At 65.4% G+C, this 25,723-nt stretch carries 23 protein-coding genes and 2 other RNA genes; 15 read left to right on the forward strand and 10 right to left on the reverse strand.

Annotated features, from left to right (window positions below):
• Positions 1-11: 11 nt before the first annotated feature.
• The 4 genes from ACCQ01_RS17620 to gap all read right to left on the reverse strand — a co-directional run bounded on the left by ACCQ01_RS17620 (position 12) and on the right by gap (position 5,965).
• Positions 12-1,376, reverse strand: coding sequence for a DUF3999 domain-containing protein (locus ACCQ01_RS17620; protein ID WP_228431093.1), 1,365 nt, complete (start codon positions 1,374-1,376; stop codon positions 12-14).
• Positions 1,376-4,093: a DUF2339 domain-containing protein gene (locus ACCQ01_RS17625; RefSeq protein ID WP_267131952.1), complete on the reverse strand. Its 2,718-nt coding sequence runs from the start codon at positions 4,091-4,093 to the stop codon at positions 1,376-1,378. The genes ACCQ01_RS17620 and ACCQ01_RS17625 overlap by 1 nt, the downstream gene beginning before the upstream one ends.
• A 188-nt stretch (positions 4,094-4,281) precedes the next feature.
• Entirely contained in the window at positions 4,282-4,752 is a 471-nt protein-coding gene (locus tag ACCQ01_RS17630; RefSeq protein ID WP_011038298.1) for a hypothetical protein, read from the reverse strand.
• A 211-nt stretch (positions 4,753-4,963) separates the two neighbouring features.
• Positions 4,964-5,965, reverse strand: coding sequence for a type I glyceraldehyde-3-phosphate dehydrogenase (gap, locus tag ACCQ01_RS17635; RefSeq protein WP_228431097.1), 1,002 nt, complete (start codon positions 5,963-5,965; stop codon positions 4,964-4,966).
• Between the two features lie 535 nt (positions 5,966-6,500).
• Between gap and ACCQ01_RS17640 the strand changes: the two genes are divergently transcribed.
• The 6 genes from ACCQ01_RS17640 (at position 6,501) to ACCQ01_RS17665 (ending at position 10,461) form a co-directional block, all read left to right on the forward strand.
• Complete coding sequence (locus tag ACCQ01_RS17640) at positions 6,501-7,019, forward strand: SgcJ/EcaC family oxidoreductase (protein ID WP_228431100.1); 519 nt, start codon at positions 6,501-6,503, stop codon at positions 7,017-7,019.
• A 218-nt stretch (positions 7,020-7,237) separates the two neighbouring features.
• Complete coding sequence (locus tag ACCQ01_RS17645; RefSeq protein ID WP_228431102.1) at positions 7,238-7,861, forward strand: OmpW/AlkL family protein; 624 nt, start codon at positions 7,238-7,240, stop codon at positions 7,859-7,861.
• A 119-nt stretch (positions 7,862-7,980) separates the two neighbouring features.
• Positions 7,981-8,595 (forward strand): OmpW/AlkL family protein, encoded by a 615-nt coding sequence (locus ACCQ01_RS17650; protein ID WP_014508786.1) that lies wholly within the window; start codon positions 7,981-7,983, stop codon positions 8,593-8,595.
• 61 nt (positions 8,596-8,656) lie between these two features.
• Positions 8,657-8,730, forward strand: a non-coding RNA gene (locus ACCQ01_RS17655) — sX9 sRNA.
• A 92-nt stretch (positions 8,731-8,822) separates the two neighbouring features.
• The gene (locus ACCQ01_RS17660) at positions 8,823-9,635 is read left to right on the forward strand and encodes a S1/P1 nuclease (RefSeq protein ID WP_228431104.1); all 813 of its coding nucleotides are present in this window, start codon (positions 8,823-8,825) and stop codon (positions 9,633-9,635) included.
• Positions 9,636-9,648: 13 nt separating this feature from the next.
• Positions 9,649-10,461 carry an MBL fold metallo-hydrolase gene (locus ACCQ01_RS17665; RefSeq protein WP_228431106.1) on the forward strand — a complete coding sequence of 271 codons (813 nt, stop codon included), beginning with the start codon at positions 9,649-9,651 and terminating at the stop codon, positions 10,459-10,461.
• Between the two features lie 66 nt (positions 10,462-10,527).
• On the opposite strand, the gene ACCQ01_RS17670 is transcribed toward ACCQ01_RS17665, so the two are convergent.
• A non-coding RNA gene (locus ACCQ01_RS17670) (sX9 sRNA) lies at positions 10,528-10,607 on the reverse strand.
• Between the two features lie 123 nt (positions 10,608-10,730).
• On the opposite strand from ACCQ01_RS17670, the gene modA reads away from it, so the two are divergent.
• The 4 genes from modA to ACCQ01_RS17690 are packed head-to-tail and all read left to right on the forward strand — an operon-like array spanning position 10,731 to position 13,430.
• Entirely contained in the window at positions 10,731-11,507 is a 777-nt protein-coding gene (modA, locus tag ACCQ01_RS17675; protein ID WP_228431108.1) for a molybdate ABC transporter substrate-binding protein, read from the forward strand.
• Positions 11,508-11,523: 16 nt separating this feature from the next.
• A complete protein-coding gene (modB, locus tag ACCQ01_RS17680) occupies positions 11,524-12,210 on the forward strand; it encodes a molybdate ABC transporter permease subunit (RefSeq protein ID WP_181921912.1) in 687 nt (228 codons plus the stop codon).
• Positions 12,210-12,824 carry a molybdenum ABC transporter ATP-binding protein gene (locus ACCQ01_RS17685; RefSeq protein WP_014508790.1) on the forward strand — a complete coding sequence of 205 codons (615 nt, stop codon included), beginning with the start codon at positions 12,210-12,212 and terminating at the stop codon, positions 12,822-12,824. The genes modB and ACCQ01_RS17685 overlap by 1 nt, the downstream gene beginning before the upstream one ends.
• 48 nt (positions 12,825-12,872) lie before the next feature.
• A complete protein-coding gene (locus ACCQ01_RS17690) occupies positions 12,873-13,430 on the forward strand; it encodes a flavin reductase family protein (protein ID WP_228431110.1) in 558 nt (185 codons plus the stop codon).
• A 21-nt stretch (positions 13,431-13,451) separates the two neighbouring features.
• Here the strand turns inward: ACCQ01_RS17690 and ACCQ01_RS17695 are convergent, their stop codons facing one another.
• Genes ACCQ01_RS17695 through ACCQ01_RS17705 form a run of 3 tightly spaced genes read right to left on the reverse strand, consistent with a single transcriptional unit; the run spans position 13,452 to position 15,696 of the window.
• Positions 13,452-14,006 carry a hypothetical protein gene (locus ACCQ01_RS17695; RefSeq protein ID WP_372358907.1) on the reverse strand — a complete coding sequence of 185 codons (555 nt, stop codon included), beginning with the start codon at positions 14,004-14,006 and terminating at the stop codon, positions 13,452-13,454.
• Positions 14,007-14,039: 33 nt separating this feature from the next.
• Positions 14,040-15,341: a TonB family protein gene (locus tag ACCQ01_RS17700; RefSeq protein ID WP_228431114.1), complete on the reverse strand. Its 1,302-nt coding sequence runs from the start codon at positions 15,339-15,341 to the stop codon at positions 14,040-14,042.
• Positions 15,331-15,696 carry a BlaI/MecI/CopY family transcriptional regulator gene (locus tag ACCQ01_RS17705; protein WP_014508794.1) on the reverse strand — a complete coding sequence of 122 codons (366 nt, stop codon included), beginning with the start codon at positions 15,694-15,696 and terminating at the stop codon, positions 15,331-15,333. Before ACCQ01_RS17705 ends, ACCQ01_RS17700 begins: the two co-directional genes overlap by 11 nt.
• Before the next feature lie 130 nt (positions 15,697-15,826).
• Between ACCQ01_RS17705 and ACCQ01_RS17710 the strand changes: the two genes are divergently transcribed.
• The 5 genes from ACCQ01_RS17710 to ACCQ01_RS17730 all read left to right on the forward strand — a co-directional run bounded on the left by ACCQ01_RS17710 (position 15,827) and on the right by ACCQ01_RS17730 (position 23,944).
• Positions 15,827-17,776 (forward strand): acetyl-CoA hydrolase/transferase C-terminal domain-containing protein, encoded by a 1,950-nt coding sequence (locus ACCQ01_RS17710; RefSeq protein ID WP_228431116.1) that lies wholly within the window; start codon positions 15,827-15,829, stop codon positions 17,774-17,776.
• 130 nt (positions 17,777-17,906) lie between these two features.
• Positions 17,907-19,085 carry a phosphatidylinositol-specific phospholipase C1-like protein gene (locus tag ACCQ01_RS17715; RefSeq protein ID WP_228431118.1) on the forward strand — a complete coding sequence of 393 codons (1,179 nt, stop codon included), beginning with the start codon at positions 17,907-17,909 and terminating at the stop codon, positions 19,083-19,085.
• 133 nt (positions 19,086-19,218) lie between these two features.
• Positions 19,219-21,933, forward strand: a complete 2,715-nt coding sequence (locus ACCQ01_RS17720) for a TonB-dependent receptor (RefSeq protein WP_228431120.1) — start codon at positions 19,219-19,221, stop codon at positions 21,931-21,933.
• Between the two features lie 298 nt (positions 21,934-22,231).
• A complete protein-coding gene (locus ACCQ01_RS17725) occupies positions 22,232-23,206 on the forward strand; it encodes a L,D-transpeptidase family protein (RefSeq protein ID WP_228431122.1) in 975 nt (324 codons plus the stop codon).
• 3 nt (positions 23,207-23,209) lie between these two features.
• Positions 23,210-23,944 (forward strand): M23 family metallopeptidase, encoded by a 735-nt coding sequence (locus ACCQ01_RS17730; protein WP_228431124.1) that lies wholly within the window; start codon positions 23,210-23,212, stop codon positions 23,942-23,944.
• Between the two features lie 167 nt (positions 23,945-24,111).
• On the opposite strand, the gene ACCQ01_RS17735 is transcribed toward ACCQ01_RS17730, so the two are convergent.
• Positions 24,112-24,606, reverse strand: coding sequence for a hypothetical protein (locus tag ACCQ01_RS17735; protein WP_228431126.1), 495 nt, complete (start codon positions 24,604-24,606; stop codon positions 24,112-24,114).
• A 330-nt stretch (positions 24,607-24,936) separates the two neighbouring features.
• On the reverse strand, positions 24,937-25,698 hold the full coding sequence (locus tag ACCQ01_RS17740; RefSeq protein WP_225042471.1) for an SDR family NAD(P)-dependent oxidoreductase: 762 nt from the start codon (positions 25,696-25,698) through the stop codon (positions 24,937-24,939).
• Positions 25,699-25,723: the final 25 nt, after the last annotated feature.

Raw genomic sequence — 25,723 nt, forward strand, 5'->3', positions numbered from 1 at the left:
GCGCATCGCCATCAGGCATCGCGGTTGGCGCTGGCACTGCGTAACAGACTCACCGCAAAACCACCGACCACCACGGCCCCCCCCACCAACAGCGCCCACAGCAGCCAGCGCTTCCAGTCACGCGGCACCGCGGCCGGTTGCAGCGCTGCCTCGCCTGCCAGCGGCTGCGCCGCGCCGGCGATGCGCGCGGTGGCCGGCTGCCATTGCGCGCCGCGTTCCTGGCGCAAGGCGGCAAGCATCGAGGTCAAGGGCGCCTCGGTGCGCTGCGCACGCGCACTGCCGGCTACCAGCGCGTACGGCGCTTGGCCTTGGGTAAGAAACACTAGCCGCTCCGGCTGATAGCCCACCCGCAGCGTCGGCACACCGGTCCGGCGGCCTTGCGCGGCAAGCAATCGCCACTGGCGGTCGCGGACGCTGCCACCGGACACTGGCTGCGGCGGCGAGGCGGACGCGGCGCTGCCCAGCCGATAGCCCAGCCACGGCCCGGCACGCTGCAGCCAGGGCGCCTGGTCGCCATCGCGGCTTTCGACGACCCATTCCACGGCCTCGGCACGGGCGCCCTGCACATCCACCTGCGCAATCGGGAATCGCCCCGGCAAGGTGTAGAACACCCGCGTCTCCTGCGCAGTGCCCTGCAGATCGAGTTGCTGCCACTGCGCAGGCGCGGCGGCGCCTTCAAGCTCCAGCTCCACCTGCGTCAACGCAGGCAGCGCGCCGGAGACCGGCACCAGGCGCAGATAGCGCGCGCCCTGTTCCAGCGCGATGCGCCGCTGCTGCAAACGCTGGCCGTTGTTGTCCAGCGCCATCACCGTGGCGTCGGCTGCGAGCACGCGCCAGTCACGCAGATCGTCGCTGCCTTCCACGCGCAGCTGCGCCTGCACCGGCGTGGTGCCGTCCCAGTCGAGCCACAGCGCGCGTGGCGCCTCATGCACGCCGCTGGCATCCACCAGCCAGCCCGGGCCGGCACCGTCGCGCGTGGACGCGCCTGTGGCCACCCGGCCTTCGAGCCGGCGGACCGCGCCGGACGCATCGCGCTCGGCAATCAGTTGCAGGTCGCCCCTGGCCGCTTCGGCGCCCGCCGGCAACGCAAACACCGGCACGCGCTGCCGCCGTGGCGCCGCCTGCGCCGCTGCTTCCGCGGGTAGCAGCGCCGAGGGCATCTCGTCGCCGCGTGCATCGAGCACGGCCACGTCGCGCAATTGCGCATCGCGCGCCGCCCGGTACACCGACGCATCCAGCGTCAGCTGATACATGCCGGCATCGGACTGCGCGACCTGCAGCGGCCATTGCTGGACGAAATCACTCCGCAGATCGCCGGCCTGCACCGCCCCGGCGATGCCTGCCACTGCCAACGGCAGCCACCCTCGAATCCGCATCACACACTCTCCTCGGCAAGTGGCGCCTGACGCGGCGGCGCAGGTGCCAGATAACCCACCACGGTGCACAACAGGCCATAGGCCATGAACGAGCCGATGCCCAGCAGATTGCCCAGATGCTGGCGGTCCACCAGCACCAGTTTGGCCAGCACCAGTCCCATCAACAGCGCACCACCCAGCCACAGGCCGCGTTGCCCGCGACGCGAGCCGATCACCCAACCCAGCACGCCCAGCACGCTCCACACGATGGTCAGGCTGGTCTGCGACAGCGTCGCGCCCAGCAGTTGCGTGTCCCAGGGCACCGCGCCCCAGTGATGCACGCTGTGCAAGGTGCTGCCGGTGAGCAAGGCCCAGCCCAGCACGCCCAGCGCAGTGACACGCCAACGCTGCAGCAGCACCGGGGATTGTGCCGACCAGGCCCAGCGTGCAAGCAAGGCCAGCACCGCCAGCTGCGCCAGTTCGGCCGGATTGAGCAGCGGCAGCCACGGCAGCGGCGATGCGCTCACCGGATCCAGCAGCACCAGCACCCAGCCGACGCCCAGCACGCCGAACACGCAACTCAGCAGTGCGGTGCGGGCAGGGGCGAAGCTCGCCCCCTGCGGCCAGGCAATCCAGGACCAACGCAGCAGCCCAAGCGCCGCCACGGTCAGCCACGGCGCAGCGAGCAATGCGCAGCGCCAGCCGTTGGCCAGCAGGAAGGCGTCGGCCAACCAGGCGGCGCCCAACGACACCACCAAGGGCCACAGCAACCACCAGATGAACTGCGCAGCGATCGCGCCGGCACCGTGCTGCATGCGCAGGCACCACAACGCACGCGCGCCGGCCACGGCGAACGCCAACCACGCCAGCGCGCCCCAGTGCGCGAACGGTTGGGTATGCGCATGGCTCTGCCACAGTGCCAGCGGCGCAGCCAGCGCCAGCCCGGCCATGACCGTCCACACCAACGCCGCTGCAGGCCGGCGGCGATGCACCTCGGCCGCCAGCCAGACGGTCAGCGCGACGAAGCCCAGCAGCAGGTCCGGCTCGCTACGCAGGTCGCCGGCAAAGCGCAGGATCTCGTGCACACCGCACAGCGTCCACCAGCCCAGGCCCCACAGATACGCCACCAGCGCACGGCGCGGGTGCCCCGCATCGCGCAGGAACCAGGCACTGGCCCAGCCAGCCAGCGCCAGCAGCAAGGTGCTCATGCAGGTGGCATTGGCAACCGCCACGCTGTCGTAGCGCCACGCATCCACGCCGAAGGCCACACCGATCGCAGCCAGCATCTGCAAGCCCACACCGCTGACCTGCGAGAACCGCCGCTGCTGCCGCAAACCCAGCCACAGCAAGCCGACGCCTTCCAGTGCGAACACGCTGGCGGTGGCACGCGCCGACAATGCCAACGGCACCGCCAGCGTGGCAAAGCCCACGGCCAGCATCGCGTGCGCCTCGCCCAGCAGACGCGTTGCCGGGCGGCGCAGCAACCATGCGGCCAGTGCCGCATACAACGCGGCCACCGCCAGCGCGCACAACGCCAGTGGCAGGCGGTCGCCCTCCAGCAGGCGGGCCTGCAACGCGAACGCGACCAGCGGCGTGCCGAACAACAGGCTGCCATCGATCAACTTGCCGGCACTGCCATCGCCACGCCGCGCGTGCAGCACCGGGATGGCCACATACATGGCGAAGAACAACAACAGGAACGGCTCGGTCGTGGCGAACTTCGCCGGGGCGTACTGCAACGCACCCCACAACGTGCCGATGCCGAAGGTAAACGCGAATCCGAGCAGATTCAGCACCCGCCACGGGCGCACCCAGGCAATTGCCACGATGCCGGCGTTGAGCACCGCGTAGTAACTAAACAACGCAACATGATTGCCGCTGCCACTGGACAACCAGATCGGCGCCAAAAAGCCTGCCAGCACGCCCAGAACGGCCAACGTGCGCGAGTCCTGCAGCACGGCCAGCACGCACATGCCGGCAATCAACACCACGCTGATGCCCATCGCCAGCCCGGCGCCGAGCAACCCGTACAACTTGAACGCAGCGAACACGGTCAACAGCAGGCCACCGATGGCACCGCCCTGCAACGCCAGCGCAAAGCCGGGCCGCACCGTGCGCTGCCGCCAACCGAAGACCAGGCCGGCCAAGGCCACCGCACTGATGCCAACCAGGCGCAGCTCGACCGGCATGCGCATCCAGCCCTGATCGCTGGCGTATTTCAGCAGCGACGCAACGCCGGCCAGCAGCACCAGCATGCCTACCTTGACCGGCACATTGCCTTCGGTGAACCAGCGCTTCAGCGCACTGGCGGCGCGCTCGATCGCATTTGGTGTGGGTGGTGGAGTCGGTGCGGATGGTGGCTGTGTTGGCTGCGCCGATGCAGCAACCGGCGACGGCGCACTTGCTGCAGCGTCGGAGACACTGGCACTGCTGCGCGCGGCAAGCGACGGATCCATGCTGTGCAACGGTGGCGGGACCGGTGCGGTGGCGCGCGGTACCGGGGCCACTACCTCTGTCGGCATGCTGACCTGTGGGGGCACCGGCTGCTGATCGTCAACCGGTGCGTTGGGCGCTGCTTGCGCGGGCGCGCCTGCACGTGCCGCAGCTGCCGGCGCCGCAACGCCCTGCCACTGGGCGACCCGCTGCTCCAGCGCCCAGACCCGCCGCTGCAGTCTGCCCACCCACACCAGCGCTATCACCAGCCCAACCGGCAGGGCCAGGACCGCAAGGCCCACCATTACGATGATCGATTCCACCTGTCCCCCACCCCGGCATCCGGCCGGCTGCGCGAACCATACAGGCTGCGGCCACGCATTGGCAGCACCGCACGCGGTGTAGAGACATCAGGGCCTTAGTGCGCGCCTCACCGTAAAACGCCAACCACACGCATAAAAAAACGCCCGGATGACCGGGCGTTTTTTTAGGATTATTCGCGGTAACCGCTGTCGTTCTTGTTATGGATGATCCAGATCAGGTTGCCGCCGGTATCCATCGACTTGCCGGCAAACACCAGACGGCCCTGGCCCTTGTAGGCCATCTCGTACCGGTAGCGGTCGCCGCCGAAAAAGAACGGAATGAACGCCTTGCCAGTCACGTACGAACCCTGGTCATTCGGCTGACCGATCAGATCGGTGACCTGCTTCATCGGCATGCCGATCTGCAACTGCGTGAACTTGCTGCCCGGCGCAGGCTTACCGGTGATTTCGCCCTCGTAATCGTTGACGCCCTTGACGGTCTCACCGTAGCCCGCCTCGACATCGGACGACTTGATCACTTCGCCATCGGCATTCATCCAGGCCGGCGTACCGGTCTGCTTCTTGGCTGCCCAGCTGGTGGACGGTACCGCACACGCAATGACAACGCCGAACGCCAGCGCGCCCGCAAGAAACTTATTCATGTCTGTATCTCTCTATCCATGGAGTTCCCCGATCCTTCAACACGACACGGGAACGGCCGCCGTGCCCGCAAATTAGCGCACGTGATGCCGATAAAGTCCACTTCGGGCGGCCACATGTGTGCGCTGCACCAGGCGCTGCCGGCAGAGAAAGACGCAGAAAACAAAAGCCCCAGCAAGCTGGGGCCTTTGCGACAACATCAGACGACAGTGCTTACTTGGCCACAACCCGCACCATTTCCAGACACTTGTTTGAGTAGCCCCACTCGTTGTCGTACCAGGACACCAGCTTGACGAAGGTGGAATCCAGCGCGATGCCGGCGTCGGCGTCGAACACCGAGGTGCAGGTCTCGCCGCGGAAGTCGGTCGCCACCACCTTGTCTTCGGTATAGCCCAGGATGCCCTTCAGCGCGCCTTCGCTCTGCGCCTTCACCTCGGCGCAAATTTCGGCGTAGGTGGCCGGCTTTTCCAGTTCAACCGTCAGGTCGACCACCGACACGTCCGAGGTCGGCACGCGGAAGCTCATGCCGGTGAGCTTCTTGTTGAGCTCCGGGATCACCACGCCAACCGCCTTGGCCGCACCGGTCGAGGACGGAATGATGTTCTCCAGGATGCCGCGGCCACCGCGCCAATCCTTGTTCGACGGGCCGTCCACGGTCTTCTGGGTCGCGGTCGCGGCGTGCACGGTGGTCATCAGGCCACGCTTGATGCCCCACTTGTCGTTGATGACCTTGGCCAACGGCGCCAGGCAGTTGGTGGTGCACGAGGCGTTGGAGACGATCGCTTCGCCGTTGTAGGTCTTGTCGTTGACACCGTAAACGAACATCGGCGTGTCGTCCTTCGACGGGGCCGACAGGATCACCTTCTTGGCGCCCGCGTCGATGTGCTTCTGCGCGGTTTCCTTGGTCAGGAACAGGCCGGTGGACTCGATCACCACCTCGGCGCCGACCGCATCCCACTTCAGGTTGGCCGGGTCGCGTTCCTGGGTGAGGCGGATCTTCTTGCCGTTGACGATCAGCGTGTTGCCGTCGACCGACACCTCGGCCTTGAAGCGGCCGTGCACCGAGTCGTACTGCAGCATGTACGCCAGGTAGTCGGGCTCGAGCAGGTCATTGATGGCCACGATCTCGATGTCATTGGCGAAGTTCTGCACCGCAGAGCGCAGCACGTTGCGTCCGATGCGACCGAATCCGTTGATGCCAACCTTGATTGCCATGTTCACTAGCTCCTGCGGCCGCGACAACGCGGCGGATGGAAAGGGGCGTTCATTCTAGCAGCGTCCCACCCCGGCGACGGTGCCCGGACAGGCGCTGCGACACACCGTTCGACCCGCGGCACATCACGCAGAACACACGCTCCGCTGGCACCGGTGCGCAAGCCGCAAGCCTTGGTCTGGCAGAGACGCGCCCAGTGCGCACCACTGCCTAACGCAGGACGACGGCACGTACCACTGCAGTGCACCGCCAACGGACTCGGCAGGAGTGCGGGCAGCCGAGGCAGATCGGAGCGGCAACTCCAAAGTCCTTTAGTTGAGGCCGCATACCCGACGCGTCGCCACGCCCAAGCCCACCCTGCGACCGACACCCCAGAAACCGCCTGACTCGCCCCGCAACCAAGACGGACGGCTCACTCAAAAATACGCCACCCGGCATATTCACAACTATGCCGAACAGCAGAATTTCCACCCTCCGCGGATTTCGATACTGGGCTCGCCCACTGAGGCAACCCCCATCACTCAACGGAGATACCCCATGCGTCGCACCCTGTTCTCTCTGGTTCTGGCTCTGGCTGCCACCCCGGCGCTGGCTGGCGGCGTGATGCACTACACCGACAAGGCTGCGCTGCCCGCCGATGGCGAAGCGCGCGAAGTGGCTGCGCTGTTCGACACCTGGAACGCGGCCCTGGCCACCGGCAACCCGCACAAGGTAGCCGACCTGTACGCCCCGGACGGCGTGCTGCTGCCGACGGTCTCCAACGAAGTGCGCGCCTCGCGCGAGCAGATCGAAAACTACTTCGAGATGTTCCTGACCAAGAAGCCGAAGGGCGTCATCAACTACCGCACCGTGCGCCTGCTCGATGACGACAGCGCGGTGGACGCGGGTGTGTACACCTTCACGCTCACCGACAAGAGCGGCAAGAAGAGCGATGTGCAGGCCCGCTACACCTTCGTGTACGAAAAGCGCGACGGCAAGTGGCTGATCATCAACCACCACAGCTCGGCCATGCCGGAAGTGGATACCGCCACCGCGTCGGTCGGCAAGACCAAGTAAGCCGGCCAGATCGACGCGGCCCGTCGCGTCATTGCCGCAGCGTTCGGCCCCCTCCGCGCCGAACGCTACGCGCGGCGCAGGCAGCGCGCATGCCCTGCGTTTCTGCACCAGATACCCGCGCCGTCACTGCATGCGCTGCACCTGATTGATCAGGATCAAGGCAGCAACGGCGCACACGTTCAAGACTTCGCTCACTCCTACGACGACACGAGACCCTCATGCGCAAGCGTTCCACTCTTCTGTTCGCAGCCCTGGCTGCCGCCTCGCTCAGCGCACCCGCACTGGCCCAATCCAAGGGTGACTGGTTGCTGGGCGTCGGCGCCCATCAGGTTGCGCCCAAGTCCGATAACGGCAGCCTGGCCGGCGGCACGCTCGACGTGGATGTCGGCACCGATATCCGCCCGACCATCACCGCCGAATACTTCATTGCCGACAACTGGGGCATCGAGGTGCTGGCGGCACTGCCATTCGAGCACGACATCAACATCCGTGGCCTGGGCCGCGTGGGCAGCACCAAGCACCTGCCGCCGGTGGTTAGCTTGCAGTACCACTTCAACAGCCAGGGCAAGGTGTCGCCATTTGTCGGCGCGGGCATCAACTACACGCGCTTTTTCAGCACCGAAACCAGCGGCGCACTGGCCGGCAATGACCTGGACCTGGACGCCTCCTGGGGCCTGGCGGCACATGCGGGCCTGGACGTGAAGATCAGCGACCGCGGCGCGTTGCGCGTGGACCTGCGCTGGATCGACATCGACAGCGACGCCAGCCTCAATGGCAACCGTATCGGCACGGTCAACATCGACCCGCTGGTCTACGGGGTGGCGTACGTGCACCGGTTCTGAGGACGGCGACGCGCGTGGCGCTTCTCTGGCACACTTGACGCCCAGGGACGTGAATCCACCGCCGGAGTTGCGGACAGGTAGGTGCACGTCGACCGCCTGTCCGACTTACCGGGGATTTCATGAGCACGCTTATCCGCACCGCCCTCGCCATCGCTTTGGCCGCTTCGGCCACTCCTGCTTTTGCCCAGTCGGCCGGCCATTGGACGACCGGCTATGGCGCGGGATATGTCTCGCCCAAGTCCGAAAGCGGCGACTTCGCTGGCGTCCGCGGCGAAATCAAGGGCGCGCCCGCGCTGTCGTTCACCTATGAATATTTCCTGCGCAACAACCTCGGCATCGAGGTGCACGCCGCCGTCTCGGGCAAGCACGATCTGGAGCTTGCGGGTGTCGGCAAGGTGGGCAGCTACTGGTCGGTGCCGCCGAGCGTGCTGTTGCAGTACCACATCAACGGCTATGGCACGGTGTCGCCCTTCGTGGGCGTGGGCATCAACTACACCACCTTCCTGGGTGAAGACACCGACGAAGCGCTGGGCAGTGGCGATATCCGCTTCGACGATTCGGTGGGCGCCACCGCGCACGTGGGTGTGGACTTCATCTTCAACGAGCGCAGCGGCCTGCGTGTGGATGCACGCTGGACCGATTCGTCCAGCAACGTCGATTTCAACGGCACCCGCCTGGGCAAGGCGCGGATCGATCCGCTGACCTATGGCGTGTCGTACCTGGTCTATTTCTAAGAACAGCGATCAAAACGACTGCGCAGCCGCCGGGCGGGCGCGGCCGGTGCTCGGAATCGGCATGTCCCCCCGTGCACTCCGGTCCCTCCGCGCCGGCCGCACCCACCTGACGACTGCTCGCTACGTTTTGTAGCCGCTCTAAGCCGCGCGTCGCGCAGGCCGGGTGCCTGCGCGAATGGGCAAACGCTGCAATCCGCCTTACAAATGCGACGCGTACAATTCCGGGGATGAAGACCTTCTCCCCGTTGTTGTTGACGCTCTCCGTGTGTGCAGCCGCGCTGCAGCCCACCACCGCACTGGCCTGGGGCCCGCAGGGCCACCGGCTGGTGGCGCGTGTTGCCGAAACCGAATTGACGCCGCAGGCACGCGCGCAGGTCAGTCAGCTGCTGGCAGGCGAAGCCGACCCCAGCCTGGCCGGTGTGGCCACCTGGGCCGATGAGCTGCGCGCCAATGATCCGGATCTGGGCAAGCGCTCGGGCCCCTGGCATTACGTCAATCTCGGCGAACACGACTGCGGCTATGTACCGCCGCGCGATTGCCCAGATGGTAACTGCGTGATCGCTGCGCTGGAGCAGCAGACCGCCGTGCTGGCCGATCGCAACCAACCGTTGGCCGCACGCCGGCAGGCGCTGAAGTTCGTGGTGCATTTTGTCGGCGACATCCATCAGCCAATGCACGCCGGCTATGCGCACGACAAGGGTGGCAACGATTTCCAGTTACAGGTCGCCGGCAAGGGCAGCAACCTGCACGCGCTGTGGGACAGCGGCATGCTCAATGACCGCCACCTCGGCGACGATGCTTATCTGAAAGTGCTGCTGGCCTTGCCGGCAACCGCGCCCACCTCGCCGGCGCTGCCGCCGCCGGGCGCGGCCTGGGCACAGGCGTCGTGCCGCATCGCGATCACGCCCGGCGTGTATCCCGACACGCATGTACTGCCACCAACCTATATCGCCACCTATCGCCCGATTGCCGAGACCCAGCTGCGTGTCGCGGGCGACCGGCTGGCCGCGCTGCTCAACGCGGCACTGCGCAGCCCCTGAGACGGAGATACCGATGCAGCCGCAGGTCCTTGCGTTCTTCCATGCCGACAGCAACACCTTTACCTACGTGGTTGCCGATACGCGCACCGGGGCGGCGGCGGTGATCGACCCGGCGCTGGACTACGCTGCCGACACCGGCGCTGTCACCACACAGGCGGCGCAAGCGATTGTCGATGCCGTGCAGCAGCGCGGCTGGCAGGTGCAGTGGTTGCTGGAAACGCACGCACACGCCGATCATCTCAGCGCCGCGCAATGGTTGAAGCAGCACTGGCCGGACGCGCGGGTCGGGATCGGCGAAGGCATTACGCAGGTCCAGCAGACGCTGGCGCCGCACTACGCGTTGCCGGCCGGGTTTCGTGCCGATGGCGCGCAGTTCGACCATCTGTTTGGCGATGACGAGCGCTTCGCATTGGGCGCGATTGCCTGCCGCGTGATTGCAGTGCCCGGGCACACCAGCGACAGCATCGCCTACCTGATGGGCGATGCACTGTTCCCGGGCGACTCGCTGTTCATGCCGGACGCGGGCACCGCGCGCTGCGACTTCCCCGGCGGTGACGCGCGTCAACTCTATGCGTCGATCCAGCGCTTGTACGCCTTGCCGGATGCCACGCGCGTGTTCGTGTGCCATGACTACGGCCCGGGCGGGCGCGCGATTGCACACGCGACCACCATCGGCGAGCAGCGACGCAGCAATATCCATGTGCGCGATGGTGTGGACGTGGAGGCTTATGTGGCGCAACGGCAAGCCCGCGATGCCGGCCTGCCCGAACCCAAGTTGATGGGCCCGGCGTTGCAGGCCAATCTGCAGGCAGGCTGGCGCGGCTGAGTGCCGTGGGTGCTGCCTGCGCGCGACGCTTCTTTCGGGCCGATGATTTCTTCCGTTCCTAAGATCGGCTAACACAACGTAGCGAGCAATCGTCAGCTGGGTGCGGATGGCGCGGGGACACATGTGGATTCCAGGCGCGGTTGCATCACTGCGGCACGTCTGGCAGCACCGCTGCTGGCATGTCTAGTGAAAGCCGCCAGCCCCCTCACGCACGCGGCGCGGCACGCCCTGCCGTTATGATCGGGGGCTTCCCCCATCCGGAGTTCCCGATGCGCATGACCGGTTTCTGGCGCCGCACCCTTTGCGCCGTGCTGCTCGCCCTGCCCATGCTTGCCAGCGCGCAGACCGCGCCATTGACGGTGTTCGCTGCGGCGAGCCTGAAGGAGTCGATGGATGAGGCCGCGGCCGCTTACGAACAAGCGACCGGCACGCCGGTCCGCGTGTCCTATGCCGCGAGTTCCGCGCTGGCGCGACAGATCGAACAAGGCGCACCTGCGGACGTGTTCTTCTCCGCCGATCTGGAATGGATGGACTATCTGCAGCAACGTGGGCAGGTGCTGCCTGCGCAACGCCGCAACCTGCTCGGCAACACCCTGGTGCTGATCGCACCGGCAACCAGCAAGGTCCGCGTGGACCCGCGCCAGCCCGGCGCGATCGCCAAGGCATTGGGCAGTGACGGCCGCCTGGCAGTGGGCCAGACCGCCAGTGTGCCGGCGGGCAAGTACGCCGCCGCCGCGCTGCGTGCGCTGGGCCAGTGGGAGGGTGTCAGTGCGCATCTGGCCGAGTCCGAAAGCGTGCGTGCCGCGCTGATGCTGGTGTCGCGCGGTGAGGCGCCGCTGGGCATCGTGTATGGCTCCGATGCCCGCGCCGAGCCCAAGGTGCGTGTGGTCGCGACGTTCCCCGCCAACAGCCACGCCCCCATCGTCTACCCGGTGGCAGCGCTGAAAAACAGCCGCAATCCCAAGGCCGCGGCGTTCGTGCAGTGGCTGGGCAGTGCACCCGCCAAGGCGATCTTCGTGCGTCGCGGTTTTTCGCTGAAGGACTGAGGCAGTCCGCGTGGCGATGTTCACCCCGGAAGAGCTGACCGCGATCGGCCTGAGTCTCAAGGTCGCGATCGTGGCGGCGTTGGCGAGTCTGCCGCCCGGCATTGCCTGCGGCTGGCTGCTCGCGCGGCGGCGCTTCCCGGGCAAGGCGCTGCTGGACGCGCTGCTGCATCTGCCACTGGTAATGCCGCCGGTGGTGACCGGTTACGCGTTGCTGGTGATGCTGGGGACGCAGGGCCCGGTCGGCAGCTGGTTGCTTGAACACCTGGGCATCCAGTTCGCGTTCCGCTGGACCGGCGCGGCGCTGGCCTGCGCGGTGATGGGCTTCCCGTTGATGGTGCGGGCGATCCGGCTGTCGATCGAAGCCACCGACCGCCGCCTGGAAGCGGCGGCCGCCACGCTCGGTGCAGGCCCCTGGCGAGTGTTCTTCAGCATCACCCTGCCGCTGGCCTGGCCGGGCCTGGTGGCCGGTGTGGTGCTGGCGTTCGCCAAGGCGTTGGGCGAGTTCGGCGCAACAATCACGTTTGTGTCCAATATCCCCGGCGAAACGCAGACGCTGTCGTCGGCGATCTATGGCTTGATGCAGGTGCCCGGCATGGAATCGGGCGTGTGGCGGCTGGCCGGCGTGGCATTGGCGATCTCGCTGGCCGCGCTACTGCTCTCCGAGTGGCTGGTGCGCCGGCCGCATCCGCGCGAGGAGGTCTGATGCTGGATATCGATCTGCAGCTGCAACGTGGCCAGTTCAACCGACGCATTGTCATCCAGGACGATGAACGCGTGGTGGCGCTGGTAGGTGCATCGGGTGCGGGCAAGACCACCGTGCTCAATGCGATCGCCGGGCTGGTGCGCCCGCAGGCCGGGCATATCCGTATCGACGGGCGTTGCCTGTACGACCATCAACGCGGCGTGGATCTGCCCACTCACCGCCGGCGCATCGGCTACGTGTTTCAGGATGCGCGCCTGTTTCCACACCTGGATGTCCGCCGCAACCTGGATTACGGCCGCCACGCAGGCGCTGCGGCGCGCTTCGGCTTCGACGATGTGGTGGCCTTGCTCGGGATTGCGCCGTTGCTGCAGCGGCGCACGCGCAATCTGTCCGGTGGCGAGGCGCAACGCGTGGCAATCGGCCGCGCCTTGCTGTCGCAGCCGGCGATCCTGTTGTTCGATGAGCCGCTGTCGGCCCTGGATCAGGCGCGACGCGAGGAGTTGATCCCCTACCTGCAGCGCGTGCGCGACGAGATCGGCCTGCCGATGCTGTATGTCAGCCACAACCCCGACGAAGTGCAGCGCATTGCCTCCAGCGTGCATGCGCTGGACTAGCGCAGTCCACGCGCCACACGCGCGTTGGGTAGGTCACGCGGAGCACGCATGAAACGCTATCAGAAACAGGATTTTCCAGTCGACCAGGTCCGCCGTTTTCTTGAGCCGGGGCCGGTGGTGCTGGTGAGCTCGGCGCACCGCGGCCAGCGCAACATCATGACCCTGGGATGGCACATGGTGCTGGAGTTCTCACCCTCCCTGATTGCGTGCTGCATCGCGCGCGGCAACCACAGTTTTGAACTGGTCCGTCGCAGCAAGCAATGCGTGATCAACCTACCGACGGCCGAGCTTCTGGACACCGTGGTTGCGATCGGCAACAGCACTGGCGCGCAGATCGACAAGTTCGCGCACTTCGGGCTGACTGCAGCGGCAAGCACGCAGGTGGAGGCGCCAGGCATCGCCGAGTGTTATGCCAGCTTCGAGTGCCGCCTGCATGACGGGCGGCAGATCAACCGCCACAACCTGTTTGTGTGGGAAGTGGTGCACGCGCATGTGGCGCGCCGGCCCGCGGTACCGAAGACCGTGCATTACCGCGGCGATGGGCGTTTCATGCTCTCTGGCGCCGAGGTATCGCGGCGGCGCCTGTTCACACCGGAGATGCTCTAGCCGCGTTGAAGCGGCTTGCCGTCAGCGGCCGACCTTGCCGGTCTGCACACTGACCTTGCCCTGCCGGATCTCGAAGGTGAAGGCAAACGACAACGTCACCGGGACAGGCTCCTGGCGCTCGGCGCCGGTGCAATCGTCCATGTCGGCCGGCTGCGCAACACCGGGAGCGAAAGCGCACAGCGCCGCAGGCACGAACTGCCACTGCTGCACGGTCGCACGCACTGCCTGCAGCAGATCTGCGTTGGCTGGCAGCAAGCCGGCAGCGCACGCGTCACGATCGGACATCGGATCGACACGCTGCACAGTGCCGCTGGCGTCGAGAATGACGTGCGCGCACACCGTGGTCGGCGGCAGGCTGGTCCGTGCGGTATCGGGCGCCAATTGGGGAGTGTCACTACGCAATGCGCGCGGCATGCGAAACCGCTGCGTCGGTGCCAGCACATAGGTGGTAACGGCAGCCGCACCCTCTGCCGGCGGCTGCGCCGCCAGCATGCGCTGATCCACCGATGCTTCGCGTTGGGTCTGTTCGGCGATCTGCACGGGCCGGCTTGCGCAGCCGGTGATCGCGACGAGCATCACTGCCACATAGACCAGAGACTGCCGCATCTGTCAGCCCTTCTTTGCGGCGCATGCGGACGCGGCGCAGCGCGCAGGCTGCGCGCCCGCTGCAGCGGGCGCATCAGTGCCTGGTGGTACAGCGACTTCGTCGGGCGGGTCCAACGCAAACTGCACCGGCACCCTTACGGTGGTTGGCACCGGCCTGCCGTGCACCTTGTCGGGTACCAAGCGCCATTGCCTGGCGGCAGCGAGCACCGCGGCATCGAACACACCGGCAGGCTGGCTGCGCAGGATGACGATCTGTTGCGGCACGCCACTCGCATCCATGCGGATCTTCAATTCGACACTGCCCTCGAGCCCGGCATCCATCGCATCTTTCGGGTATCGCGGTGGCGTCAACGTTGCGTAATCCACCGGCGGACGTGGCGTTGATCCGGCGTGCGTGACGGCAGGCGCGCGCGTGGGAATCGCTGCCCACGCAGCGGCGCTGGCCAGCAGCGCCAGCAGCATCACCAAGGGCGTGTTCCACTGGCGCAGTGCTGCACCGGCCGTGCGGCCATGCGGGGCAAGCGCACGCAATGCGGCGATGCGCTGCACCAACGCATGCGGCGTGGTCCAGTGGCACACCGTCGCCGCCCCAGCGCTCCCGAAGTGGGTCTTGAGCATGGCGTCGGCATAGCGGCGGCGTAATCGTGGATGCCGTGCCAGCACGCCGGCATCGCAGGCCAGCTCCTGATCCAGGCGGAATGCGCGCCACGCCAGGTGCACCAACGGATTGCACCAGCCCAGGCACAGCAACGCGGCGGCGAACAGGTTTGCCTGCAGATCGCCACGGCGCAGATGCAGCCGCTCGTGCGCCACGATCAATTGACGCTCCACGCCGCTGTAGCGTGTGGCGAAGTCGGCCGGCACCACGATGCGCGGCCACCACACACCGAGCGATGCCGGCAGGCCGCGGTCATGAGTGGCCGACCACACCGCGTTGCCCTGCGCCCGGAGTGGCCCGAGGCTGCGCACAAAGTGCGACTGCTGCCACCACAGCCACCCGGCCATTGCCACGGCGCCCACAAGCCAGGCAATGCCCAGCGCGCTTTCCCATGCAGGCGCGAGGATGGGCGTGCCATGCGGCTGCGGAAGGATGCGCAACAGGGGCATCGACAACGCGGCAGTGGCGGCAGGTGGGCCGGGCACCGCCGCCGCCACGATCGCCAGCGGCACGCAGCTCCACACCGCGTACGCCGCTGGCGCGCCCAACCACGCGCGCACTGGCCGACGCAGCAACAGGCACACGATCACGGCGATGGTGGTCGCCACGGCAACGCGCCAGGCGAATGCACTCAGGTCAGTGAGCATCATCGAGGTCCTTGATCAGCTGCTTCAGTTCTGCCAGATCGGACGCGCTGAGTTTGCCGCGCGCGCTGAAGTGCGCCACCAGCGGCGCGACACGGCCGCCGAATACCCGCTGCAACAGTCCTTCGCTCTGCTGCTGCACCCAGTGCTCGCGCAGCAGCACCGGCGCGTAGTGATACTTGCGCCCATCCTTGTGCGCCGCCACCGCCCCCTTGTTGAGCAACCGGTTGAGCAAGGTCTTGATGGTGGGCTCGGCCCAGCCGGTGTGGGCCAGGGCGGCCACCACCTCCTCGGCCGTGCGCGGCGCGCGCTCCCACAGCACCTGCATCACAATCGCTTCGGACTCACTGATCGCCATGCGATTACACCGGTAATTTTTCTCGATTACGCATGTAATTTCAAACCCTGTCAAGCCTGATCGTTTGGCTTGCCCGGCACACACTGCAAATCACCGGACGTACTGCATCCGGCTCGGCTACCCTGGCTGGATGACTGAACATCTGACCGATCTGAGCGCCACGGTGGCGTGGATCCTGCAACGCATCGACGGCCCGCTGCGGGTGGGCGCGCCCTTGGGCATCGGCAAACCGCATCGGCTTTTGAATGCGCTGTATGCGCACGTGGTGGACCACCCATCGCGTCCGCTTGCGCTGTACACCGCGTTGTCACTCAATCCGCCCAAGCCGGGCAGCGGTCTGGCCGCGCGCTTTGCCGGGCCGTTTATTTCGCGGCATTTCGGCGATGACTTCCCGCGCCTGGCCTATGTCGATGCCATGCTGCACGATGCCTTGCCCGCGCATGTGCAGGTGGAAGAGTTCTACATGCAGTCCGGCGGGCTGCTGCACTCCACCCAGGCGCAGGCCGACTACACCAGCCTCAATTACACCCATGCCGCTGCCGCGGTGGCGCAGCGCGCGCCGAACCTGATCGTGCAGAAAGTTGCACGCGAACCCGGTGGCACGCGGTTGTCGCTGTCGTGCAACAACGACATCACCCAGGACACGCTGGATGCGGTCGCCACACTTGGCTTGCCACGTCCGCTACTGGTGGCCGAAGTGGATGCGGAGCTGCCGTGGATCGGCGGCACTGCGGCTGTGGATGCCTCGTTCTTCGACCTGGTGCTGGAGATACCCGGCCCGTCACCGCGACTGTTCGGGCTGCCGCGCCAGCCGGTCACCAGCACCGATTACGCCATCGGCCTGTATGCGAGCACGCTGGTTCGCGATGGCGGCACGTTGCAGATCGGCATCGGCACGCTCGCCGATGCACTCAGCCACGCGCTGGTGTTGCGACATACCGACAACGCCACCTACCGGCGCGTGTTGCAGGCATTGGATCCAACACTGGCATCGCATCCGGCGGTGCAGGCCAGCGGCGGCCTGGAGCCGTTTACGATCGGCCTGTACGGCTGCAGCGAAATGCTCAACGAAGGCTTCAAACAGCTGGTGGACAGCGGCGTGATCCGGCGCAAGGTCCATGACGATCTGGGCTTGATGCAGCGCCTGGCCGACGGCACCGCCGACGCTGCCGATGCAGCGCGATTGGCGGACGAAGGCGAATTCCTGCATGGCGCGTTCTATCTTGGCTCGCCGGCGTTCTACGCCTGGCTGCGCGCGCTGGACCCACAGCTGCGCAGTGCGATTGGCATGCGCCGCATCAGCGAGATCAACCAGCTCTACGGCGGCAACGAAGCGCTGGAGCGGCTGCAACGCCGCGATGCGCGTTTCTTCAACTCGTGCATGATGGCCACCGCCCTGGGCGCAGCGGTCTCCGACGGCCTGGAGGATGGACGCGTGGTCTCCGGCGTGGGCGGGCAGTACAACTTCGTAGCGATGGCGCACGCCCTGCCGCAGGCACGCAGCGTCTTGATGTTGCGTGCCACCCGCGCGTCGGGCAAGGACGCTGCCAGTAACGTGCGCTGGAACTACGGGCACACCACCATCCCGCGCCATCTGCGCGACATCTACATCACCGAATACGGCATCGCGGATCTGCGCCACAAGACCGATCAGGACTGCGTGCTGGAAATGGCTGGTATCTGCGATGCGCGCTTTCAGACTGCGTTACTTGCCCAGGCAAGGCAGTCACGCAAACTGCGGGATGTTCCCGAGCAGGCCGCACGCGCGCAGCGCAACACGCCCCAGGCGCTGGAAGCGGCGTTGGCGCCGTTCCGCCGCGATGGCAGCCTGCCCGACTACCCACTCGGCAGCGACTTCACCGAGACCGAGCAACGCCTGTTGCCGGCGCTTGGCTGGCTCAAAAGCGCCACCACCGGAAAGACCGCTGCACTGGCAACGCTGATGCGCGCGCTGCTATCGCGCACTGCAGGTGATGCCGCCTGCCTGCAGCGCATGGACCTAGCCACACCGCACAGCCTGGGCGACCGCGTGCAGGCCAAGCTGCTGGCCTACGCACTACAACAGACCAGGCAGCAGTGACGCAGCCCTGACAGAGCAACTGCATCGACGCTGGCCCTGTGACCGCTGACGCAAGACGGACACACGGTGGAAAGCATTGCGTCAAGCGCGACCGGGATGATGGCGACCACCTTCTTTCCGGCGCCGCTGCATGCACTCTTTTCATGATGCGTTTTCTGCACCGCATGCAGGCAATGACACAGAAGCGAAGCAGTTGTCCGCGAAGCGAAGAATCACGCTGAAAACAGCCGTGTTTGGCGTTTTACTGCTCGCCAGCGTGGCGGCGCAGGCAGAGCCGCGGCTCACCGATCTGCAGTACATCGGAAGCCATAACAGTTACCACGCCGGCTTCGCACCCAGCGAAGCCACGTTGTTGAAACAACACGATCCCGCTGCGTTCGCGACGTTGGACTATCGCCATCCGCCATTGACACAACAGCTGGACGACGGTGTCAGGCAACTGGAGCTGGATGTGTTTGCCGATGCGCACGGCGGGCGTTATGCGCATCCGGCGATCGTGGAACAAATCGCCAAGGCCGGGCTGCCACCGGCGCCGGCCAGTGCGCCCGCCGGCGTCATGAACAAGCCCGGCTTCAAGGTGTTGCATGTGCAGGACGTGGACCAACGCAGTACCTGTCAGCCACTGGTGGCCTGCCTGCAGGAATTGCGCGCGTGGTCCCAGCAACATCCGGGACATCTGCCGATCTTCATCCTGCTGGAAACCAAGCAGTCACCGGTGCAGCTGTCGTTTCCCACGGCGCAGCCGGAGCCTTTCGATCGCAAAGCCATGGATGCGCTGGATGCCGAACTGCGCTCTGTCTTCCGCCCGGGTGAGTATGTGAGCCCGGATGCTGTCCGCGGCACTGCACGCACCCTCAACGCCGCGGTGCTGGCGCACGGGTGGCCAACATTGCGTGCCACGCGCGGCAAGGTGGTGTTCTTGCTCGATCAACGCGCGGCCGGCGCCAGCTATCTGCCGGGGCACCCGTCGCTGCGCGGCCGCGTGTGCTTCACCAACGCCGAGCCCGGGCAGGACGATGCCGCGTTCACCGAACGCAACGACGGCCCCGCCGAGGAAATCACCCGCCTGGTGCAAGCCGGCTACCTGGTCCGCACACGCACCGATGCCGATCTGAAAGAGCCTGCACGCGGCGACACCCGCCGCCGCGACGCCATGCTGGCCAGCGGGGCGCAATTGCTCAGCACGGACTTCCCTGCCCACGAGCCGGCCAGCAACGGCTATGTGGTGCGCTTCGATGGCGATGCGGTTGCGCGCTGCGCACCGCAGCTGCCGCGCGCGCACTGCGAGGGTATCGATCTCACCCACTGACCGGCGCTGCCTGCCCGGCAGCAGTACCGCAGTGGCATGTCATCGGTCGCAATGGACAGCGTCGGCGATGCATTGCCTGTGCCCGCGTGATCGGGCCAGGCGCCCTCTCGTTCTCCACCTTGTGAGCTACCGCATGCAGCATCCCCGTTCCGCCCGCCGCCTGAGCTGCGCCATTGCGCTGGCACTGTCCGCACCCGTGTTCGCCGAAACGCCTGTACTCAGCACCACGACGATGGATGCGGTCACCGTGCAGGCCAAGCACGTCGCCACACCCGGCTCGTTCGACGAGCAACGGTTGTCCAGCAGCGTCAACAGCGTGATGAGCAAACAGCAGATCGATGCCATCCCCTCCGGCGGCATCGCCGATGTGGTGGCGCACATGCCGGGGTTGTCCGCGTATAGCGACATGCACCTGGGCCAGGCCACCACTGGCGAGAATGCGTATGTGAGCATCCGTGGCATGGATGCCAGCTACAACGCCTACACGCTCAACGGTGTCGGCATGCCGGAGACCGACTCTTCAACGCGCGCGATCTCGTTGAACATGCTGGCGCCGTTCGGCATCCAGTCCGTCCAGGTGTCCAAATCGCCCACCCCGGACATGCCGGGCGATTCGATCGGTGGTGCGATCGACATGCGCACGCCCAATGCCTTCGACTTCGATCGCGACCTCTACGCCAAGACCACCGCGCAAGGCCAGTTCAACGCGCTGGCTTCCACGCTGGGCGGCAAGGACAGCGGCGGTACGCTGCAGCAGGAACTGGCCTGGAAATTTGGCGATGGCCATGCGTTCGGTGTTTACGCATCGGCCTACTACGGCAAGAACAACAACATGGCGCAGGCGCCGGCGCCCAACAGCAAATATGTGCCTGCCGATCCGGCGCTGGCCAATGCGACCGACCTGCGTACTGCCGGGCCTTTGATCAGCACCCGCTACAAGTACAGCCTTTACACCAGCCAGATCGAACGCTACGGCGGCAATCTCTCGCTCGATTGGCAGGGCGACACCAGTGCGCTCTACGTACGTGCCATCTACGGCAGCTACGGCGTCACCGGCCAGCAGGACCAGTCCAGCGCGCGTCTGGAAACCTATCGCAACCAGCCCACTGCCGTGCGTGGCGGCTACTTCAACACGCACGACATCGACGAGACACTGGCAACCTTGCAACTGGGCGGCAAGACCACGCTGGATCGCCTGCATGTGGACTACGGCGCCTCTGTCGGGCGCGGCACCCGCAGTCGCCCGGATTACGTGTCGGCGAGCCTGTACGGCTTTACCCCGGGCAGCTTCGCCTTCGATCTGAGCGACCCGACGTATCCGAGCATCGGCCCCAGCTCCGCTGCGTTGAAAGCGTTCTTCTACGACCTGGACGCGTCGCTGCTGTGGAAGGTGCAGGGCCATGATGCCGGCAGCCACGACAACCGCGTCAACGCACACACCGATATCGCCTACCAGGTCGATGGCGACCTGCTGGACAGCGTCAAACTGGGCCTGTCTGCCGACCACTCCGACCGCGGTGCCTACGACCATCCGTTCTTCCACAAGGATGGCAACTTCGTCACCAACGGCCCGTACTTCGGCGGTTCCAATTATGCGTTTCCCACGGCCGGTGGCCCGCCGCTGAGCGCCATCCCCGGGCGCGTGACCGGCAACGCCTTCAACGGCCACTACGCGGGGCCGTTCAAGCTGCTGGACCGCAATTGGATGCTTGCCCAAGCGCTGCCCTACAAGTACCTCAACGACCCCACCGGCGCCGGCGTCTACACCGCCAACGATTACAACGCCAATACCACCGCCAGCACCGAAGCAATCTATTCCGGCTATGCGATGGCGGCGCTGCACATCGGCTCGGTGAGCGTGTTGCCCGGCGTGCGCTACGAACTGACCCGCTATGCGGCAGATTCCTGGCAATCGCGTGGCGATGGCAGCACCGGTGAGTTTGTCGGGACAGGCAGCACCTATGGCCAGGTTCTGCCAGGCATCAGCATCAATTACCGGCCCGACGACCTCACCGTGTATCGCGCCTCGTTGCGGCGCAGTTTCAGCCGGCCGGCATTCGGGCTGATTTCCGGCGAAACCGTGTATTCGATCGACGACACCCAGACCGTGGTCGGCATCTCCAAGCCCAATCCCGATCTGCAGCCAAGCAAGGCAGACAACGCCGACCTGTCTGCCGAGTTCTACGGCCATGACGGCGGCGTGCTCAGTGCATCGACCTACTACAAACGCATCACCGGTTTCATCTACACCTCGCAGTCGGCGACCAGCAACGACAACACGCTCGGCGGGCTGGTGCCGACCGGCACCACTTTCGAGAACGGCGTACCGGTGACCATGCCGCAGAACGGCGGCACCGCCACGCTCTACGGCCTGGAACTGGCGGCGAGTAAAAGGCTGCTGGCATTACCCGGCATCTGGAGCCACTTCGGCATCAATGCCAATCTCGCCCTGCAGCACAGCGCAGCCGACAGCAAACGGGGGGATCAACCGGAAAAGACCTGGTTGCCGCGCGCGCCGGAGCGCATCTACAACTTGGATCTGTTTTACGACGACAGCCATCTGCGTACCGACCTGAGTTACAACTACACCGGCCTGCAATTGCTAGGGCTCACCACCGATCGGCTCAACTACTATCTGCAGCCGGTGAAGTCGCTGGATTTCAACGCCACCTATCACCTGCCCCACCATGTCGATGTGGGCGTGTCGGCGAAGAACCTGCTCAATGCGGCAACGTTCTACGAAACGCAGGGCACATCGAAACGCTACATGGCCTACGACCCCGGTGCCGACGGCGCCTACGTGCAGACCGGGCGGGCGTACATGCTGACGGTGGGATACACCTATTGACCAAGCGGCGACGGGAAGACGCAGCGCCGGTCTTCCCATCTTTGTGCGTGCGGTGGCCACGCCAATGGTCTGCGTGGAAATGTAGAGCTGGCCGCCGCGCGTCGCACGTGCATGCCACTGATCGCGGCAATCAACCTGAGCGCGCGTTGTTTGGCGGCAGTGCTTGAGCAACGGGCGCATTGCCGCGCGCGCGCCACAGGCGTCAGTGATTTAGGCAGTTACTCCGGGTGCAGGGATTTCACGGCGGGAACGCAGCCCACTGCGGCAAGGTGCGTGCACGCCTTCTCTGGAACCACCCATGCCTTCACGTTTTCATGCTCGCGCCTGCTTGCTGACCCTGGCCCTGGGCGCGGCGCTGTCCTCGGTTGCGCAGGCCCAGCAGCCGGCCGCCGCATCTGCACCGATCAGCGCACCGACCACGGTAGGCACCGGACCACGTTCGGACCTGCACGCCCAGGTGCTGCTGGACCGCGCGCATTTTTCGCCCGGCCAGATCGACGGCCAGCGCGGCTCGAACCAGAAGCGCGCCATCTCCGGTTTCCAGGCCGCACACCGCATCAAGGTCACCGGCGAGCTGGATGACGCCACCTGGCAGGCCTTGCAGGCCGACACCACGCCGGCATTGGTGCAGTACACGCTGACCGATGCCGACGTGGCCGGCCCGTTCCAGCCGATTCCCGACCGCCCCGCCGAGCAGGCGAAGTTGCCGACGCTGGGCTATGTCTCCATCGAAGAAGCGCTCGGCGAGCGTTTCCACGCCGACCCGGACCTGCTGCGCCAGCTCAACCCCGGCGTTGACCTGAGCAAGGCCGGCAGCGTGATCCAGGCGCCCAACGTGGACGGTTTGCCTGCGCTGAGCAAGCCGGCCAAGCTGGTGATCGACAAATCCGATTCGACGCTGCGACTGTTCGATGCAGAGGGCAAGGTGTACGCGCAGTTCCCGGTGTCTTCGGGCAGCAAGCACGATCCGCTGCCGATCGGGCGCTGGAGGATCCTGGGCATTTCGCGCGATCCCAAGTTCCACTACAACCCCAAACTGTTCTGGGACGCCAAGCCCGGCGAAGGCAAGGCCACGCTGCCGCCGGGCCCGAACAACCCGGTGGGCCGCGTGTGGATCGATCTGTCCAAGCCGCATTACGGCCTGCACGGCACACCGGAACCTGGCCACGTTGGCAAGACCGAATCGCATGGCTGTGTACGCCTGACCAACTGGGACGTGGTGAACCTGGCCAGCGTGGTGGACGCCTCGGTGCCCGTGGTGATGCAGGAGTAAGCCATGAAGACGCTGATGATGCTGATCGTGGGCGTGCTGATCGGTGCGGCAGGGTATTGGTGGCTGGACCTGCGCCACGCCGCCGCCCCTGTGGCTGCATCGCCATCGCTGGCGACGCCAGCCACGGCATCTGCGCTTGCTGCGCAAAGTACGCCTACATCGGCAGCACCTGAGGCGATGACTGCTGCCACACCGCTAGCGGCGGCACCTGCGCCGGCACAGGCAGCGAGCGCGATGGCGGCACCGGTCGGTGGCCCGTCCGCTGCACAGGCAGAGCAGGCATCGGCAAGCAACACCGTGGCCTTGCTGATCCCGGTGCAAGGCATCACCAGCAGCCAGTTGCAGGACACCTTCACCGACGCGCGCAGCGAAGGCCGCGTGCATGATGCAATCGACATCCTGGCGCCAGCCGGCACGCCGGTGCTCGCGGTGGCCGACGGCACCGTGGAGAAGTTGTTCGACAGCAAGCGCGGCGGCTTGACGGTCTACCAGTTCGAGCCCGGCGGCAAGTACTGCTACTACTACGCGCATCTGCAGCGCTATGCGGACGGCTTGGCCGAAAAGCAGGTGATCAAACGCGGGCAGCTGATCGGTTACGTCGGCAGCACCGGCAATGCCGATCCCGCCGCACCGCATCTGCATTTCGAGATTCACCGCCTCGGCCCGGAAAAGCAGTGGTGGAAGGGCGAGGCGTTGAACCCCTACCCCATCCTGCATGGCGATCAGCCCTTACGATGAAATCGCAGGTACCTATTGATTACCATGCGCTCAGATCGCAATACCGACTCAAAAAATCTTGTGACGAGCGATTCTCCAAGTGTGTCCTTATCATGCCCTCTTGCCTTTCAAATACTAAACCGTTCGGTCATGCCGAGCGGTCAATGAGCAAGAATGGCCAAGCAACATCAGGTTGCAGGAGGGCTTGGTGTTCGCCCCTTGTTGATCGTGATGGTTTGGATGTACTCGCCATTTGCCCCGTACACGACCACGATGCGAACGTAAGCATCGTCATAGACGACCTGGCTACTGCAAGGACAGGTCGCTGAAGCGGTCACCATCCCCAGTGGTTTAGCATTTGCATCATCGACAAGAACCATTGGCGTCTCAGCGGCCGAGCCAAGCGGAAGCTGTTGCTGGGCACCAGGCGTTACCACAATGACCGTCAGCACCTCATCTTTCAATGAGTTGATTTGAACATATTTCAGCCCATCTTTTTCGAACGAGTAAGCCTTGAACAATGGGGACAGACTGATATTCTTTGCGCCCGCTGGAATTCGCTCACCCATCCCACGAATCACGTTTAAAGGATTTAGCTTTTTCTCCGTAGCGCCGGTTTGATTTGCACCAAAAACTGCGAACAACACTGAGATAAATAGCAGACACCTGAGCTGGATCGACATGGAATTCCCTTATCCTGGCCGGATTGGCGGTAAAAATTTACGCCCACAAAAACGCATAGCGCAAGTGCTTTTCGCTGAAAATCCAGATCACTTGGATCAACAGCCATGAAAGAATAAATCAATAAACATACCTCTGTTGAGTAGAGCCTTATCAGTACCGTGCGCGAAGGTGCTGACGGTCAACAGATCTCGACTCACCTGATACGAAGACATTTCAACTATCGCTTTAAAAGATATCAAAATTTAAACAGCTGATTTGAATCCACATGTTTTTTTGAAATTCTCTTGCCTTGCCACTCCAGGTATTGCCTGACCAAGCAACCACCCGAACTAGATCAGCATCCCACCCGATACCTCGATCCGCTGCGCATTGATCCAACCGGTGCCCGGCGCCAGCAGCGCCGCCACGACTGGCCCGATATCGTCCGGCTGCCCCGGCCGGCCCAATGCAGTGACCGAGGCCACCATCGCGTTCACCTGCGCGTTGTCGCGCACGCTGCCGCCGTTGAAGTCGGTTTCGATCGCGCCCGGGGCCAGGGTATTGGCGGAAATACCGCGTGCGCCGAGCTCCTTGGCCAGGTAGCGCGTAAACACTTCGATGCCGCCCTTCATCATGGCGTAGGCCGAAGACCCCGGCAGCGCGAAACGCGCCAGACCACTCGAGACATTGAGAATGCGCCCGCCGTCGGCAATCAACGGCAACAGGGTCTGGGTCAGGAAATACGGCCCTTTCAGATGGATGTTCACCAGCGCATCGAACTGGTCCGCGGTGGTGTCGGCGATGGGCGCGTGCAAGCCGGTGCCGGCGTTGTTGACCAGCGCATCGAACTGGGTGCGCTCCCAACCGGCCAGCACGTCTTTGAGCCGCGCAGCGAAGTCGGCAAACGTGGACACATCTGCGGTATCCAGTTGCAGGGCCTGCGCGCGGCGGCCCAGTTGCTGGATGTGGGCCACCACCGCGGCCGCGTCGTCGGCCTGGCGGTGATAGGTCAGCACGATGTCGTGGCCGGCAGCGGCCAGCGCGTGTGCGGCGTTGCGGCCCAGGCCGCGGCTGCCGCCGGTGATCAGGGTGATGGGCGTGGTGTTGTGCATGCCGTGCTCCGGGAGTGAATGGACA

The organism is Xanthomonas sp. NCPPB 4037 (assembly GCF_041475695.2).
GTDB classification, from domain to species: Bacteria; Pseudomonadota; Gammaproteobacteria; order Xanthomonadales; family Xanthomonadaceae; genus Xanthomonas; species Xanthomonas campestris.